Source organism: Serratia sp. LS-1 (assembly GCF_003719595.1).
In the GTDB taxonomy this organism is placed as follows: domain Bacteria; phylum Pseudomonadota; class Gammaproteobacteria; order Enterobacterales; family Enterobacteriaceae; genus Serratia; species Serratia ureilytica.
The window spans coordinates 2823001-2838612 of record NZ_CP033504.1 but is presented as its reverse complement, the minus strand read 5'-3'; the positions used below and the strand labels follow the sequence as shown (position 1 = coordinate 2838612).

Here is a 15612-nt window from a genome sequence, read left to right as displayed (position 1 = left end):
GCTCAGGCCAACTGATTGGCACGGCGGAAACGGCCTTGATAATCGAACACTTTCTCACGCACCTGCCAAAACTGCCCGCGCTTGCGTGCCACCACGAAATCCGGATGGCGCAGCGATTGCTGTTGCGCCAGCACGTCGGCGGCGGTGTGCCAGGCGAACGGCACGCCCGGCGCGCGCTGGTGCGGGCGCAGGAACAGCATCTCGAACGCTTTGCGCTGCGCCGGCGTCTGCAGGCGGAAGCGCTCGCTGGTGCTGGTGCCGTCCTCGTCGTAATAGATGGCCTTCAGCCATTCGCCCTTATCGTCGCGGCCGCTTTGCAACTCCATGCCGCCGCAGCGCAGCACCAGCGCGTCTTTCAGCTTCAGCGCCGCCTTCAGCATGTCGTCGGGATCGACCAACACCTCCTGACACTGATGGCAGCGGCGTGCGGCGATGTCGTTCTCCGCGCCGCAGTGCGGGCAGCTCTTGAACCGGAAGCGGTAATCGCACTGTTCGCGGTGGCCGTCGTCGTCCTCCAGCCAGCCCTGGCAGCGGCGGCCGTAGTGTTCGATGATGTCGCCGTTTTCGGTGCACTTGCCCCAGAACAGGTTGGCGAAACCGCAGGCCGGGCAGAACACCTGCACCGGCTGGCTGTCGCCGTGCGGCTTGCTGACGCCGACCTCCGGCGTAAACAGATCGTGCGGGTTGCCGGCGTAGTCGAGGATCAGGCAATCCTTTTTGTCGGGCGCCAAACGCAGCCCGCGCCCGACGATCTGCTGATACAGGCTGACGGACTCGGTGGGGCGCAGGATAGCGATCAGGTCGACGTGCGGCGCGTCGAAGCCGGTGGTTAACACCGCCACGTTGACCAGATAGCGCAGATGCTGCTGTTTGAACGCCTCGATGAGCGCATCTCGCTCGGCGGGCGGCGTTTCGGCGCTGACCAGCGCGGCTTCGCCGTTCGGCAGCAGGCCGTGGATCTCGCGGGCGTGCTCGACGGTAGCGGCGAAGATCATCACCCCTTTGCGATCGTCGGCATACTCCACAATCTGGCTGATGATGTGCGGTGTGACGCGGTTTTGCCGTTTCAGCTCACGGTTCAGGTCCGCTTCGCTGAACAGGCCGTTGCTCCTGGCCTCCAGCCTGCTGAAGTCGTATTGCACGATCGGCATATCCAGCCGCTCCGGCGGCACCAGAAAACCGTGTTTAATCATGTAGCGCAGCGGCAGCTCATAGATGCAGTCGCGAAACAGACTGGCGCCGTCGCCGCGGGTGAAACCGTGGTAGTGGTACTGATAAATCCAGCCTTTGCCCAGCCTGTACGGCGTGGCGGTCAGCCCCAGCAGCCGCAATTGCGGGTTGGTTTTCTGCAGGTGCTGGATGATTTGCTGGTACTGGCTGTCGTCGTCGTCGCTGATGCGATGGCATTCATCGACGATCAGCAGCGAAAAGGCGCCGTCGAACAGCGGCAGGTTGCGCGCCACCGACTGCACGCTGCCGAACACCACCTTGCCGGCGCTCTCTTTTTGTTGCAGCCCGGCGGCGAAGATGTCCGCCTCCAGGCCGTAGGCGCAGTATTTGGCGTGGTTTTGCGCCACCAGTTCCTTGACGTGCGCCAACACCAGCACTCGCCCACGGGCGCGTTTCGCCAGCTCGGCGATCACCAGGCTTTTGCCGGCGCCGGTCGGCAGCACGATCAGCGCCGGCTCGGGATGCCGCCGGAAATGGTTGATGGTGGCTTCGACCGCTTCCAGTTGGTAGGGGCGTAGGGTAAAGGCCATAAATGAACGCCGTAGGTTGGAATGGGCCGCGGGGGTTAGGTTTGTCAGCGCTGTTGCCACAGAAACGCTGACATTTTACGCCCCGGGCGACCGAGAAATGTCTATATTATGCCTTCTGAGCGCGCGCGGTGCGAGAAGCGTGAAAATTACCCCTGTCGGGCAGCGCGTTGTGCCGCTATACTCGTGTGACAGCAATCGCTGTGCCCCCACGCGATTTCCCCCCTGAGCCTGCCATTTGCACCCGGTGCAACGGCGGGCGTCATATTTTGGCAATACGATCAATGCGATCATAACAACGACAGGCAAAGCAGATCCCATGCGATTGGACAAGTTTTTATCTCAGCAGTTAGGCATCAGCCGTGCGCTGGTCGCGCGCGAACTTCGGGCTAAACGCGTCACCGTAGACGGTGAGGTGGTGAAGAGCGGGGCTGTCAAACTGACCCCGGAACAAGAGGTGGCGTTCGACGGCAATCCGCTGCAGCAGCAGAACGGCCCGCGCTATTTCATGCTTAACAAACCGCAGGGTTACGTCTGCTCCACCGACGATCCCGATCATCCGACGGTGCTGTACTTCCTCGATGAGCCGGTCGCGTACAAACTGCACGCCGCCGGGCGGCTGGATATCGACACCACCGGGCTGGTGCTGATGACTGACGACGGCCAGTGGTCGCACCGCGTTACCTCGCCGCGCCACCACTGCGAGAAAACCTATCTGGTGACGCTGGAGCACCCGCTGGCGGAAGACACCGCGCAGCGTTTCGCCGCAGGGGTGCAACTGCACAACGAGAAAGATCTGACGCGGCCGGCGACGCTGGAGCAGGTTGACGAGCATGTGGTGCGCCTGACCATCAGCGAAGGGCGCTACCACCAGGTGAAGCGGATGTTCGCTGCGGTCGGCAATCGGGTGATCGAATTGCACCGTGAGCGCATCGGCGCCATCGTGCTGGATGACGATCTTGCGCCGGGCGAATACCGCCCACTGACCGAAGAAGAGATCGCCAGCGTGGGCGCGCCGCACCTGCAGGACTGATAACCGATCATTGATTGCGGCCGATTAAGGAGTCGTGGAACGTGCAACAGAACCGAACCTCTCATCTCGGTTTGATTTTCATTCTGGGCCTGCTGTCCATGCTGATGCCGCTGGCCATCGACATGTACCTGCCCAGCATGCCGGTGATCGCCGCCCAGTTTGGCGTCGAGTCCGGCAGCGTGCAGATGACGCTCAGCGCCTATATGCTCGGCTTCGCCTTCGGGCAGCTGTTCTATGGGCCGATGTCGGACAGCATCGGCCGCAAACCGGTGATCCTGTGGGGAACGCTGATCTTCGCCATCGCCGGTTGCGCCTGCGCCATGGCGCAGTCGATCGATCAGCTGATCGGACTGCGTTTCTTGCACGGACTGGCCGCCGCCGCTGCCAGCGTGGTGATCAACGCCTTGATGCGCGACATGTTCACCAAGGACGAGTTCTCGCGCATGATGTCGTTCGTCATTCTGGTGATGACCATCGCGCCGCTGCTGGCGCCGATGATCGGCGGGGCGCTGCTGCTGTGGTTCAACTGGCATGCCATCTTCTGGACCATGGGCGCCGCGGCGCTGATCGGTTCACTGCTGGTGGCCTTGTTCATCAAGGAGACGTTGCCGAAAGAGCGTCGACAGCGGTTCCACCTGCGCACTACGCTGGGCAACTTCGGTTCGCTGTTCCGCCACAAGCGGGTGCTGAGCTACATGCTGGCCAGCGCCTTCTCGTTCGCCGGCATGTTCTCGTTCCTCAGCGCCGGGCCGTTCGTCTACATCGAACTGAACCATGTTTCGCCGCAGCACTTCGGTTACTACTTTGCGCTGAATATCGTCTTCCTGTTCCTGACGACGCTGATCAACAGCCGCAACGTGCGGCGGTTCGGCGCGGTCAAGATGTTCAAACTGGGGCTGCTGGTGCAGCTGGCGATGGGGCTGTGGCTGCTGGCGGTGAGCGCCGTCGGGCTGGGCTTCTGGGCGCTGGTGATCGGCGTAGCGGTCTATCTGGGGTGCATCGCGATGATCTCCTCCAACGCCATGGCGGTGATCCTGGATGATTTTCCGCATATGGCGGGCACCGCGTCTTCCCTGGCCGGCACGTTGCGGTTCAGCATCGGCGCGCTGGTGGGCGCGGTTCTGTCGATGGCGCCGGGCAAGAGCGCCTGGCCGATGGTCACTTCGATGGCGCTGTGCAGCATTGTGGCGGTGTTGTTCTATCTGTACGCCAGCCGGCCGCGCGATCGCGCAGCCTGACGTTCTCCTGGTTCGGGGCGAAGTTGCCCCGAGCCGTCACAGGGTTGCGCCTTGCCAGTTTGCGGTGCAACCGGCAATGAAAATTTTGTTGCCAAACATATGCCTGCTAATTAATGGGGCATTTACCCTTCTGTGTGCTTTTTGTTAAAAAATACCGTCGCTGAGCTGCCCGATATCCTCCGGTATGCGCGGCGTTTTGCCGGCGGGTCGGTGCGGGCGGTTTGCATTAGGGGTGATGTAAATCAAGGTATTAGCGGAGGACGGTGCGCTAACGCGACGGGTGAAATGTTTCTTCAATGTAAAAATATGGCGACGAAAAAGTAGTCGCATTGCAAGAAAAAAGAGTTGAGATCGCTGCGGGAAAGGGTTACATATAACGCAAAAATGCGAGCTGAGTCGCAAAATGCCGTGAAATAACACCGCACGGCGCGCCAAAAAATGGCACGGCATCGGCAAGCACGGGGTCAGGTTAATGGCTTGCGGCAAAATTTACATTTAAATAACATTTGTGCGCGGCAGAGTCGGGAGTCAACGGCTATAACTTAGTAACCCTGTCAGGTAAAAGTGTTTCACCTTTTCAAACTAGGGATTTCATGTGGAGAGTATCCAACTTTCGGTAGTGCATCGCTTGCCGCAAAGTTATCGTTGGCTATCCGGTTTCACCGGCGTAAAGGTCGAACCGATTCCGTTTAACGGAATAGACGAGGATAACAACCTGATTGGGCTGAAGCTGCTCAGCCATGAAGGGGCCGAGGCCTGGCAGGTGATGCAACAGCTTAATCTGTCGTTGCAGGAGATTCAGGTCGACTGCGCGATCGTCGAATGGGAAGGGGAACCTTGCCTGTTCGTGCAGCGCAGCGATGAGAGCGCGACGATGTGCCGCCTGAAAAACGTCGGCGCCGCGATCGCCGAACCGCTCAGCGCGCAATACCCCTTCTGAATTCGCCGCTAATCCGCCAACTGCAACAGTTGTCGGGTATAGTCGGCTGCGGGCGCCGCGAAAATCGCCCGACAGTCTCCCTGCTCAACCACTTCTCCCTGTCGCAGCACAATCACCTGGTGGCACAGCGAACGCACCACCTGCAGGTCATGGCTGATGAACAGATAAGCCAGCCGGTGGCGTTGCTGCAGCGATTTCAGCAGCGTCAGGATCTGCGCCTGCACCGATTTATCCAGCGAAGAGGTCGGCTCGTCGAGGATCAGCAACTGCGGCTGCAGGATCAGCGCACGCGCGATGGCGATGCGCTGGCGCTGGCCACCGGAAAACTCGGTGGGGTAGCGGTGGCGCAGCTGCGGATCCAGGCCGACCTCCTGCAACACCTCGATCACGCGCTGTTCGCGCTGCTCGGCGTTCAGCCGCTGGTGCACTTCCAGCCCTTCGGCGATGATCTGCTGTACGTTCAGGCGCGGGTTGAGGGCGGAATACGGATCCTGAAAGACGATTTGCATCCGGCTGCGGTAGGGCAGCATTTGTTTCATCGTCAGCGGGTGGAGCGGTTCGCCGTCGAACCAGATGGCCCCCTGCGAGGCCAGCAGACGCAATAGCGCCAGCCCGGTGGTGCTTTTACCCGATCCGGATTCCCCCACCAGCCCCACGCTTTCTCCGGCGCGCAGTTCGAAACTCAATGACTTCAACGCATAGTGATAGTCCACCGTGCGGCGAAGCAGGCCGCGCCGAATGGGGAATCGCACCTGCAGATCTTCCACCTTGAGCAGCGGCCGCTCATCGCCGGGGCGCGCGCTGGCTGCGGCCGGCAGCGGCAGCGGTTCGCCGACGTCCTCGGCGGCCAGCAGTTGCCGTGTGTAGGGATGCTGCGGCCGGCTGAACAGCTGTGCGCGGCCGTTTTGCTCCACGCAACGGCCCTGACGCATCACCGCCACGTTGTCCGCCAGACGGCGCACAATATTCAGGTTATGGGTGATGAACAGCAACCCCATGCCCATTTCTTGTTTCAATTCTTGCAACAGCGTCAGGATCTGCGCCTGGATAGTTACGTCGAGCGCGGTGGTGGGTTCGTCGGCAATCAGCAATTTCGGGCGGGTTAACACCGCCATGGCGATCATCACGCGTTGGCGTTCACCGCCGGAGAGCTGATGCGGATAGTCCTGCAACCGGGTTTTGGCCTGGCGGATGCCGACGCGCTCCAGACAGTCGACGATCTCTGCGCGTGCGGCTTCGCGCCGCAGGCCGCGGTGCAGCATCAGCACTTCCGCCAGTTGCTTCTCAATGGTGTGCAGCGGATTGAGCGACACCATCGGTTCCTGAAAGATCATCGCGATCTGATTGCCGCGCACCTTGCGCAGTTCAGCCTCCGGCGCATGCAACAACGAGTTGCCGTTGAACAGAATATCGCCGCCAGGGTAAACCACCGGCGGCGCGGGCAGCAGTCGCAGTATCGACAGGGCGGTGACGCTTTTGCCGGAGCCGGATTCTCCCACCAGCGCCAGCGTTTCCGCCGGGGCTATCTGCAAAGAGAGTTCGTTGACCACCGGCGTGACGGCGTCGCCCTGGCGGAAGGCGATGCTGAGATCCTGGATGGCGAGCAGAGGTGTAGCCATATCAATGCGCCTTGCTGGGGTCAAAGGCGTCGCGTACCGCTTCGCCGATAAAGATTAATAACGACAGCAGCACTGCCAGCACCAGGAAGGCGGTGATGCCGAGCCACGGCGCCTGCAGATTGTTTTTGCCTTGCAGCAGCAGTTCGCCGAGCGACGGCGAACCGATCGGCAGACCGAAGCCGAGAAAATCGAGCGACGTCAGGGTGGTGATCGAGCCGCAGAGGATAAACGGCAGGAAGGTCAGCGTCGCCACCATGGCGTTGGGCAGCATGTGGCGGGACATGATCACGCGATCCGGCACGCCCATGGCGCGCGCGGCGCGGATATAGTCATAGTTGCGGGTGCGCAGGAACTCGGCGCGCACCACGCCCACCAGGCTCATCCAGCCGAACAGAATAGTGATGCCGAGCAGCCACCAGAAATTGGGCTGGACGATGCTCGACAGCAGAATGATCAGAAACAGCGTCGGCATGCCCGACCACACTTCGATAAAGCGTTGCCCCCACAGATCGAAACGCCCGCCGTAATACCCCTGTGTCGCGCCGACGCACACGCCGATCAGGCTGGAAAACAGCGTCAGCGCCAGGCCGAACAGCATCGAAATGCGAAAACCATACAGCACGCGGGCCAGCACGTCGCCGCCGTTGCTGTCGGTACCCAGCAGGTTATGGCGCGAAGGCGGGGAGGGGAAGGGCACCTCGGTGGCGAAGTTGATCGTGTCGTAGCTGAAACGGATCGGCGCCCAGATCGCCCAGCCATGCTGGTCGATTTGGCGCTGGACGAACGGATCCTGATAGTCGGCTTCGGTGTTCAGTTCGCCGCCGAACGTGGTTTCGCTGTAGTTGATCATAAACGGCAGGTATAGCCGGCCTTCATAACGCACCAACAGCGGTTTGTCGTTGGCGATAAGATCGGCGGCCAGGCTGAGCGTGAACAGCGCCAGAAAGATCCACAGTGACCAGTAACCGCGGCGGTTGCGGCGAAAACGCGCCCAGCGCGCCTGATTGATTGGGCTAAGGCGGCTCATTGGCGGGCCTCGAAGTCAATGCGCGGATCGACCAGGGTATAGGTGATATCGCTGAGGATGTTCAACAGCAGGCCGATCAGGGTGAAGATATACAACGTGCCGAACATCACCGGGTAGTCGCGCTGCAGCGTGGCGTCGTAACCCAGCAGCCCCAGGCCGTTGAGCGAGAACATCACCTCAATCAGCAGCGAGCCGGTGAAAAACATGCTGATAAAGGTGGCCGGAAAACCGGCGATCACCAGCAGCATGGCGTTGCGGAACACGTGGCGGTACAGGATCTTTTTCTCGTCCAGGCCCTTGGCGCGGGCGGTGGTGACGTACTGTTTGCGGATCTCGTCGAGGAACGAGTTTTTGGTCAGCATGGTCAGGGTGGCGAAACCGCCGATCACCGTCGCCAGCACCGGCAGCGTGATGTGCCACAGATAGTCGGCGATCTTCGCCGGCCACGAGAGGGTATCGAAGTTGCTGGAGACCAGGCCGCGCAGCGGGAACCAGTCGAGATAGCTGCCGCCGGCGAACAGCACGATCAGCAGGATGGCGAACAGGAACGCCGGAATGGCGTAGCCGATAATGATCAGCGTGCTGCTCCAGGTATCGAACGCGCTGCCGTTGTGGACGGCCTTGCGGATGCCGAGCGGGATCGACACCAGATAGATGATCAGCGTGCTCCAAAGGCCCAGCGTGATGGAGACCGGCAGGCTTTGGCCGATCAGTTGCATCACCGAAGCGCCGCGAAACAGGCTGTCGCCGAAGTCAAAACGCATGTAGTTCCACAGCATGGTGAAGTAGCGTTCGTGCAGCGGTTTATCGAAGCCATAACGCTGGGTGATCTCGGCGATCACCTCCGGATCCAGGCCGCGCGAGCCGCGGTATTGCCCTTCGGTCGCGGCCGGGACGCCGGCTCTGGCGTGCCCCAGGCCTTCATTGACCCCGCCGCTGCCGAAACCGCTGCCTTGACCCAGTTCGATGGCGGCGATGGCCTGATCGACCGGGCCGCCGGGGGCGATTTGCACGATAAAAAAGTTGATGGTGATGATCGCCCACAGCGTGGGGATCACCAGCAACAGTCTGCGTATCAGATAGGCCGCCATGCCGACTCCTTATTGCCGTTGAGCCGGCAAGCGCGCCGCCTTGTTGACGTCGTACCACCAGTTGTCGAAGCCGATGGCGTAGGCCGGGCGGATCGGCGGCGTGGAGAACTTGTCCCAATAGGCGTAGCGGTCGTGGTTGGAGTACCACATCGGCAGCATGTAGCGGTTCCAGGTCAACACCCGATCCAACGCGCGGCCGAGCGGCAGCAGCGCTTTTTCGTCGCCCTGATGCTCAGCGATTTGCCTGACCAGGCTGTCGACCGCCGGGTCTTTGACGCCGGGGGTGTTATAGCTGGAGTTGATGTACTCCGAATCCCAAATGATGCGTAAATTGGCGGTGGGGAACGGCATCGCCATGTACACCGTCGGCATCATATCGAAGTCGCGTTCGCGCATGCGGCGCGTATATTGCGAGGCGTCGATCTCGCGGATTGCCATATCGATGCCCAACCGCTGCAGGTTGTGGCGGAACGGCAACACGTACTGGAAGTTGCTGCCGCTCAGCAGCATCAGCTCAAAGGCGAACGGCTGGCCGGTTTTGGCGTTGACCAACTTTTGATTTTTGACCACCCAACCGGCCTCTTGCAACAGTTGGGTCGCCTTCAGCAGATTTTGCCGATCGTTGCCGCTGCCGTCGGAGGCGGGCGGTTGATAGATGCTGGTGAACACCTCAGGCGGCACCTGGCCTTTGAGCGGCGCCAGCAGCGCCAGTTCGGCGGCGTCCGGATAGCCGCGGGCGGCGTAGGCGGTGTTTTGGAAATAGCTGTCGGCGCGTTGATAGGCGTTGTAATACAGCGCCTTGTTCATCCAGTTAAAGTCGAAAGCCAGGGTGATCGCCTCGCGCACGCGCGGGTCGGCAAACAGCGGTTTTTGGATGTTGAACGCCAGCCAGCGGGTGTTTTGCGCCGCCTGGTTGGTCTCGTCCTGTTTGATGATGTAGTTGCGCGCGAAGTTGCCGCCCTGATACTGGGTGGCCCAGCTCTTGGGCGACGGCTCGATGCGGAAATCGTAAGCGCCGGCCTTGAACGCTTCCAGCGCCACTTTATCGTCCAGATAATAATCGTAGCGAATGCTGTCGAAGTTATAGCGGCCGCGGTTCACCGGCAGGTTGGCGGCCCAGTAGTCGCGCACCCGTTGATAGGTGATGTACTGGCCGAGGCGATAATCGCCGATTTTATACGGGCCGCTGGCCAGCGGCGGCGTGTTGAGCGGCTCGTTGAGCTTATGGTTTTGCCAAAAGGCGGCCGGGAGAATAGGCAGGCTGCCGAATAACGACAGCATCGCTTCTTTGTTCGGCTGCGGGAATTCAATGCGCACTGTCAACCGAGAGATGGCTTTGACCGTGACGCCTTTGTAGTAGGAGCGAAACTGCGGCACGCCCTCGGCCATGAATTTGCTGAAGGTGAAGGCCACGTCGGCGGCGGTGATCGGGCTGCCGTCGTGGAAACGCGCGCGGGCGTTGATATCCACTTCCACCCAACGCATGTCGGCCGGGAAGCGCGCCGATTCGGCAATCAGCGGATAAAAGCTGCCGGGTTCGTCGTCGGACGTTGCGAACAGCGTGTCGTAAAGTTGATCCGTGCGCTCGCCGGGCACGCCCCGGGTAGCGAAGCGGTTGAAGTTATCGTAGGTGCCGATGGCCGCCAGGCGCACGTCGCCGCCCTTGGGCGCCGCCGGATTGACGTAGTCGAAATGGCTGAAGTCGGCGGCGTATTTCGGTTCACCGAGAAGGGCGAAAGCGTAGCTTTCGTTGAGGGCTTCGGCCTGCGAGGCGAAGCTCAGTGCCGAGAGCACCAGAGCAGCGAAAATGCGCACGGACATCAGACGGTAAGCTCCTGCTGTGGAATAAAGTACAACCGGCGCCCAGCATAGCATTCTTCGGGCGGGCGCAGGGTAAAGATGCTTAAAGATTAACTATTTTTTTCCTGATAATCAAAGACCTGATGAGCATTGCAGTAAGCGAGGAAATTAGCGATGCTAAGCGGCTTGCTGAAGTAATAGCCCTGCATGAAGTTAACGCCGCGTTCTTGCAGGAACTGCATCTGCTCGGCGGTTTCCACGCCTTCGGCCACCGTCAGCATTTTCAGCTTTTTCGCCAGCGAAATCACCGCATCCAGCACCGGTGCGGTGACGGTCTCCTGGCCGATGGTGTTGACGAAGCCGCGATCAATCTTCAGGTAATCCATGGTGAAACGCTCAAGATAGATCAACGCGCTGTGGCCGGTGCCAAAATCGTCCACCGCGATCTCGATGCCCTGTTTATGCAGCCAGTCGAACTCCGCCAGCGCGCTCTCTTCTTCCACCATGCCGCGTTCGGTGATTTCAAACACCAGCGTAAAGTAATCGCCCGGCAGCTGCGCCAACAGTTCATACACGTCCTGATGGAATGACGGCGCGCTAAGGTGGGCGGGGGAAATATTGAGGCCGACCTTGCCTCCCCGCGGCAGCGCCTTGGCGAGCTGCGGCGCATCTTCGGCAATCAGCCTGAACAGATGGCGGGTGAGCGGCACGATCAGCCCGTTGCTTTCGGCGTACGGGATAAAGACATCCGGGGGAATGCGGCCCTCGATAGGATGCTGCCAGCGGATCAACGCTTCCAGCCCGCCGATGCTGTTGCTGCCGGTATGGAACACCGGCTGATATTCGATGAAGAACTCGTTGCGCTTGATGCCGCGCAGCAGCGCGCGCTCCGGGCTTTGCCGCAACAGCAGCATGTAGTAGCAGAGCACGCCGATCATCAGCGACAGCACCAGGCTGCCCAGCAGCGTCAGGCGAATATCGTTGGGCGTCAGTTTCTCGTTGTAGAACAGGATGCTCAGCGGCAGATTGGGCAGCGTCAGGGTGTCCGCCTTGTCTTGCGGCAACTGCGCGATCGGCATCAGGTTCGGGCTGAAGGTGGTCAGCGCGCGGTTGCCCATCACGATGGCGATGCCCGGCGCCTGCTCGTCATGCGAAGTGAACAGCAGGTAGGGCATCAAATTGATGTCCAGCGTGGCGAGGATGCCGGTCGCCGATGCGCCAGGATGCCGCAGCCAAACCGCGACCGCCGGCTTGTCCGGCACGATCGGCGTGCCCTGCTGCAGCTTCAGATCCAAAGGCAGGTGGGTATCGATGTCCTGATACAGGTTTTTCATCGGCAGCATCATGTCGCCGGTGGCGGAGGAGCAGTAGGCGTAACCGTCTTTCACCAGCAGGAAGGTGCGTACGCCGCTGGTAAAGGCCGCCTGATAGGTGATGTCCGACTGGCTTGAGAGGCAGGGTTTGTCCAGCAGCGGCATCATTTTTTGCATGACATCCGTCAGGTGCGAGATATAACCCAGCGCGAATTTTTGCGTACGCGCTTCAACCTTGTGTTGATATTGCGTGCGCTGGTGGTTGATCAAAGAAAGTGTGACCGCGGTGAATAGCGTAAAAAATAGCAGGGCGGCGACAACGCTTTTGGCCAGACTGCGCTGTCGGTGCGACACGCTGCGAGAGAACGCCCTTTTCAAGCCCATAACCGAGACCTCTGCAACGGGGCGTCAGGCGTGTCGCGCAGCCATTTAATGGATTGTGCCAACGGCTTTTTTTTCATTTTTTGCCTTTTATCCCGTACCCAACCGGCGACGCGTTTAAATACAAGGCGTCGCCGACAGAAATATAATGCACCTATTAAGCGGAAACGTTTTAAATAACGCCGGGCGCGCCGTTGCCGTCATCTGACGATAATAGGCGAGTTTTTCCTCGTCGGCGCGATTTCCGGCCGGCAGTTTATCAAAATAATGGTGTGAGGTGACGATAAGGCCTGGCTCAGCCCCGGTGGCTCTCGTTCGACAGCCAAAAAAAACGCCGCCCGTAGGCGGCGTTTATCGCTCGTTTGGTATTCAGGATCTTCAGGGCGTTGCGCCGTCAGCCGTTGGTCAACACTCGGCGCGCTTCTCGATAACGTTTATTCCAATAGTTATCGGTCAGCTTGGAAATCATGACGCCACTGCTGGTAGAAGCGTGAACGAACTGATCGTTGCCTAAATAGATGCCGACATGGCGCCCGGTAGAACCGGCGCGGAACAGCACCAAATCGCCGGCGCGCAGTTTGGTGCGCTGGATTTTCTTACCGAGATCTTCCTGTTCGTAGGTAGAACGCGGTAAATCCATGCCGAACTGTTCGCGGAAGGTGCGCTGTACAAACGCCGAGCAATCGATGCCGCGCTTGGTGTCACCGCCTAAACGGTAGCGAACGCCTTTCCAGTCCGCGTACTGATCCATAATCTTTGACTTGACGTCAACGTTGCGGACCATCGCTTCGAATTCATCCTGAGAGGCTTGCAGTAAAAGACCGTCTTTGTCATTAACTGCACGCATCTCAGTTTGTGCGTTACTCAAGTTCGAAGTGTGAGTCGAGCTGCACGCTGACAGCATAACCGCAGCGGCAATTGCAGGGACTACCCGCAAAAAATATCTCAGAAACGGTTGAGATTTGACCATTGTTGTTGTTTTCCCTTGAAGTCCTTAACGACGAAAGTCGCTACCTGAAAAATGCCAAACGAAACGAGCCTAGTCCGCACCTGTTGCATCGACAATCAGTTACCGTTGAAAACGTGCGGGAACGCACATTTTTATCGGATTCCGTACTGATTCGACTTAAACCAGGCACAAACGCATCTGAGATTACCGGAACAAATAGGGGATTGCGAGTCTTTTTCCGGTCTTTTTTATATGAATTTGTGATGTAACATAATGTAAATCTTCATATAAAAAACGCCAATTGTCCGATGTATGAATCTGGCGTGAAATCAGGTTGCAAAAGCGTTAACGGGGGGCGGAGAAATTTTGCGCATCGCGAGGGGATAAAACGCGGGAGGCGGGCGCCTCCCGGAATGACTCATAGACGTAAGTTATGGTTGGCCGGGGCGGTGCTTGCCGGGCAACAGGCGATTCAACCGTTCGATAATCCAGTCGCTGCAAGGCGTCATCAGCACCCAACTGGCGCCAACCAAGACCACGGACAGCGAGCCTACGGCGATATCGGTAAACCAGTGGGCGCCAATCATCACGCGTGGCAATGAAAAGATCAGCGTAATCAGCAGGGCGACGGCGAAGGCGCCGCGGCCGAAATAGCGCAGCATAAAGCAGGAAAAAATAATCAGCATCATGCCGTGGTCGCCGGGGAAGCTGTCGCCGGAGGCGTCCTTGGTGGGGATGCCGGTCAATGCGCTGACGCGATTGATATTGTCGAAGGTCAGGGTGGGGCTCGGATGCTTCACCGGCAGCAGGTGGCCAAGCTGATTCAGCACCACGGCGGTCAGCAGCATCACCACGCCGGTGATCACCAGACGGCGGCGGCCGGCGGCGTCCTGCTTCAGGTAGAAGTACAAATACAGCAGGCCCATGGCGAGCAGTGAAATCACATCGAACGCGCGGTTGTTGGTGATGGCGACCAGGTGCAAAAATGCCGGGTCGGTGGCCAGATGGCGGTTAAAGAAGAAGAAGATCGCCGAATCCAGGGTAAACCAGCCGCCGTGATTGGCCGGCAGGAACCAGGACAGAAACAGCGCAACGCCCAGTAAGTTGAAAAAGAGAATGAAGGGTAAATTGCGGCGTGTCATGACATAAACCTGTTGGAAAAATGAAAACGAAACAAAACCGGCCGCCCTGCGGCAACCGGGGGGCAACGGTACGGGGTTTAACTTAAACGAATCTTAAACAAGGCGGATTGCAGGGCGTTCCAGTCGGCATTTTCGCTGTGGATCAGTTCAACCCGGCTGTCGAGCGGCGCGTTCGGGCGGGTTTCGATGTTGAGATCCTGGCCCTGGCGATTGATCAGCAACGTGCCTTCGGGGATGCGCACCACGCCTTTGGCACGTTCGACCGGCGCCAGCCGCACCCATTCCATAAAGCCGACGGTGTCGAACCGGGTGTCGCCGTCAAAAATCCAGCCGCAGCTGGTGAAGCCTTGCCCTTCGTTCAGCGCTCGCCGCCAACGCGCGTTCTCCGGCAGCCGCAACGCCGCCAGTCCCTGCGTTTTCGCCTGACCATGATGATGTCGTGCGTCCGGTAATTCTGTACGATTTGTGCGAGGAAGCGACAACAACGCGACATCCGCCTCACCTTGCGCGATGGCGTAGCAGGGCCGCTGCAGCGGATCTTGCGCCGTCCAGGCTTCCAGCGCCCGTCTGTCTTCCGGCCGATAGGTATCGCTTTTGCTGGCCAGGATAACGTCGGCCGCGGCCAGCTGATCGCGGAAGTTTTCGTTGTCGCGGTAGCGGGGCTGACTGAGTTGACGGGCATCCAGCAGGCACAGCGTGGCCTGCAGATCGATCCAGCCGGCATAGCTCTCCTGGGTCAGCAGCGACAGGATTTGCTTCGGATGCCCGAGCCCGGTCGGCTCGATCAGCAGCCGGTCCGGTTTGGTCTGCTGCAACAGCATATTCAGACCCACCTGCATCGGCAGGCCGTTGACGCAGCACATGCAGCCGCCGGGGATCTCTTTGAGCACCGCGCCGCTGTCCGCCAGCAGCGCGCCGTCGATACCGATCTCGCCGAATTCGTTGACCAGTACCGCCCAGCGCTCATGCTCGGGCTTATGGGCCAGCAAATGGCGGATGGCGGTGGTTTTACCGCTGCCGAGGAAGCCGGTAATCAGATTGGTTTTAGTCATTAATCATTCCTGGGTGCAAAAATCAACCTGCCTAATAAATGAGCGATTCTGCGCGGTCGCGGCGGCGAGCGCGATTTAATTTGTGCTCTACCTCGCAAATTTTGCACGCCACCCTGCGCTTTTCAACCGGCAAAATCCACTTTTTTTGGCAAGAAAATTCTTAGATAAAACCCTGTATTAGATACGGTTAACTTTTGTTAGTAGCTTGTTTTTACATTGTTAATGACGCGATTAACGATCAAATCTCGTCCCTTTCCTTGCGATTATTCC

At 59.4% G+C, this 15612-nt stretch carries 12 protein-coding genes; 3 read left to right on the top strand and 9 right to left on the bottom strand.

What is annotated here, in order from left to right; genetic code table 11:
• Window positions 1–2 precede the first annotated feature (2 nt).
• Window positions 3–1760: a DEAD/DEAH box helicase gene (locus EDY99_RS13600; protein ID WP_033652526.1), complete on the bottom strand. Its 1758-nt coding sequence runs from the start codon at window positions 1758–1760 to the stop codon at window positions 3–5.
• A 316-nt stretch (window positions 1761–2076) separates the two neighbouring features.
• Here EDY99_RS13600 and rsuA point away from each other — a divergent pair, with 316 nt between their 5' ends.
• The 3 genes from rsuA to EDY99_RS13585 all read left to right on the top strand — a co-directional run bounded on the left by rsuA (window position 2077) and on the right by EDY99_RS13585 (window position 4968).
• Window positions 2077–2790, top strand: coding sequence for a 16S rRNA pseudouridine(516) synthase RsuA (gene rsuA, locus EDY99_RS13595; protein ID WP_033652527.1), 714 nt, complete (start codon window positions 2077–2079; stop codon window positions 2788–2790).
• A 41-nt stretch (window positions 2791–2831) separates the two neighbouring features.
• A complete protein-coding gene (locus tag EDY99_RS13590) occupies window positions 2832–4028 on the top strand; it encodes a Bcr/CflA family multidrug efflux MFS transporter (RefSeq protein WP_033643821.1) in 1197 nt (398 codons plus the stop codon).
• Between the two features lie 595 nt (window positions 4029–4623).
• Entirely contained in the window at window positions 4624–4968 is a 345-nt protein-coding gene (locus EDY99_RS13585; RefSeq protein WP_004935763.1) for a YejG family protein, read from the top strand.
• An 8-nt stretch (window positions 4969–4976) separates the two neighbouring features.
• Here the strand turns inward: EDY99_RS13585 and yejF are convergent, their stop codons facing one another.
• The 8 genes from yejF to EDY99_RS13540 form a co-directional block, all read right to left on the bottom strand.
• Complete coding sequence (yejF, locus tag EDY99_RS13580) at window positions 4977–6587, bottom strand: microcin C ABC transporter ATP-binding protein YejF (protein ID WP_033643820.1); 1611 nt, start codon at window positions 6585–6587, stop codon at window positions 4977–4979.
• Window position 6588: 1 nt separating this feature from the next.
• Window positions 6589–7614 (bottom strand): ABC transporter permease, encoded by a 1026-nt coding sequence (locus EDY99_RS13575; protein ID WP_060660448.1) that lies wholly within the window; start codon window positions 7612–7614, stop codon window positions 6589–6591.
• A complete protein-coding gene (locus tag EDY99_RS13570) occupies window positions 7611–8705 on the bottom strand; it encodes a microcin C ABC transporter permease YejB (protein ID WP_033643818.1) in 1095 nt (364 codons plus the stop codon). Before EDY99_RS13570 ends, EDY99_RS13575 begins: the two co-directional genes overlap by 4 nt.
• A gap of 9 nt (window positions 8706–8714) precedes the next feature.
• A complete protein-coding gene (locus EDY99_RS13565) occupies window positions 8715–10526 on the bottom strand; it encodes an extracellular solute-binding protein (RefSeq protein WP_089192033.1) in 1812 nt (603 codons plus the stop codon).
• Window positions 10527–10615: 89 nt separating this feature from the next.
• Window positions 10616–12202: a cyclic di-GMP phosphodiesterase gene (locus EDY99_RS13560; protein ID WP_123061842.1), complete on the bottom strand. Its 1587-nt coding sequence runs from the start codon at window positions 12200–12202 to the stop codon at window positions 10616–10618.
• 391 nt (window positions 12203–12593) lie between these two features.
• Window positions 12594–13169, bottom strand: a complete 576-nt coding sequence (gene mepS / locus EDY99_RS13555) for a bifunctional murein DD-endopeptidase/murein LD-carboxypeptidase (RefSeq protein WP_033643815.1) — start codon at window positions 13167–13169, stop codon at window positions 12594–12596.
• A 410-nt stretch (window positions 13170–13579) separates the two neighbouring features.
• The gene (locus tag EDY99_RS13545; RefSeq protein ID WP_033643814.1) at window positions 13580–14290 is read right to left on the bottom strand and encodes a phosphatase PAP2 family protein; all 711 of its coding nucleotides are present in this window, start codon (window positions 14288–14290) and stop codon (window positions 13580–13582) included.
• Between the two features lie 77 nt (window positions 14291–14367).
• Window positions 14368–15342, bottom strand: coding sequence for a GTP-binding protein (locus EDY99_RS13540; protein WP_033652532.1), 975 nt, complete (start codon window positions 15340–15342; stop codon window positions 14368–14370).
• Window positions 15343–15612 lie beyond the last annotated feature (270 nt).